General features: G+C 66.3%; 1 protein-coding gene. It reads right to left on the reverse strand.

The genetic code is table 11. From position 1 onward, the window contains the following. Positions 1 to 18 precede the first annotated feature (18 nt). The gene (locus ABB34_RS04405; RefSeq protein ID WP_083490059.1) at positions 19 to 942 is read right to left on the reverse strand and encodes an IS110 family transposase; all 924 of its coding nucleotides are present in this window, start codon (positions 940 to 942) and stop codon (positions 19 to 21) included. Between the last annotated feature and the right edge of the window lie 312 nt (positions 943 to 1254).

The following is a 1254-nucleotide window of genomic DNA, read 5'->3' on the forward strand; positions in this document are numbered from 1 at the left end:
TAGGAGTCAACTGTCATTTCATGCAGAGCTTCCTTTTGGGTTCCAAGGCAGGTTGTCGCGCTGCATGGCGTTGAGCATGGTGAGGTACTTGCGCATGCAGGCGGTGACGGCCAATTTTTTGGGTTTGCCGGCGTTGACCAGCCGTTGGTAAGTGCTGGCCAGTGGTGAGCGGGCCCGGATGGCGGCCCAGGTGGCCATGTACAGCACCCGGCGGACGTCGGGGCGGCCGCCGCTGATGCAGCGCTGGCCCTTCCAGCGACCGCTGTCACGGTTGTAGGGGGCCAGCCCGACCAGGGCGGCGATCCGACGGCGATCCAGTGTCCCCAGTTCCGGCAGGCGGGCGGCCAGGGTAGCGCGCAGGATCGGCCCCAGCCCCGGGGCGGCGGGCAAGGAGAGGTCGCAGGCGGCCAGTGCCTGTTCCAGCTGTGTGTTGACCTCGGCGATGCGCCCTTGCAGGTCGGCGATATGGGCGTCCACCCAGGCCCGTACCGATGCTTGGCGCAGGTGTATCCGTCGCCGCCGCAGGCTGTCGCGTTCGTTCACCAGGGCCGTACGCACGTGCAACCATTCGCGCAGGGTTTGGGTGGCCGCCGTCAACGGGACGGTAGGCGCGGCCGGCAGCAACTGCGCGGCCACGGCCAGGACACGGGCATCGATCGCATCGGTCTTGGCCTTCAGGCCCAGTGCCTGGGCCAGGGCGCGTGGGCGCCGGGGCGGCAAGCGCACGGCATTCAGGCCGGCGTGGTGCAGGGTATCGAGCAGATCGCGCTCGTACCCACCGCTGGCTTCGAACACCACCCGCGGGTGGGGCTGCGGCAGCAGCCAGCCCAGCAGATCGGCCCGCCCGTCGGCCGTGTTGGGAAACGTGCGGGCCGCTTCCGTGGGCAGGACATGGACGACCAATTCATCCTTGGAAACATCAATGCCGACACAGGTATTCATCACGCCTCCGACGTAAGCTGGGGACGAGAGCACTCCCATCGATCCCATGCTTGTTCGCTTCGGACTGTGATCCGATCAACTGTTCGGGCTGAGGATGGGAGCACGGAGTGCGGCGCCCCTGACTCCTACACGTGCTTGCTTGGCACCGCGACTGAACGGGCTGCCGCACTCCGCTCTCACCTGCAACGGTAACGGGATAAATGACACAAGCGACGCCAGTCGCGATGGGGCTTTCCCGGGAAAGCCCCGTCGCGACTGGCGTCGCTTGTGTCATTTATCCCGTTACCGTTGCAGGTGAGAGCGGAGTACAGG

It is taken from the genome of Stenotrophomonas daejeonensis, assembly GCF_001431505.1.
GTDB lineage: Bacteria > Pseudomonadota > Gammaproteobacteria > Xanthomonadales > Xanthomonadaceae > Stenotrophomonas > Stenotrophomonas daejeonensis.

Excerpts from the sequence above, each read along its gene's own strand:
- ABB34_RS04405 (WP_083490059.1), bottom strand. The coding sequence starts at position 942 with ATGAATACCTGTGTCGGCATTGATGTTTCCAAGGATGAATTGGTCGTC.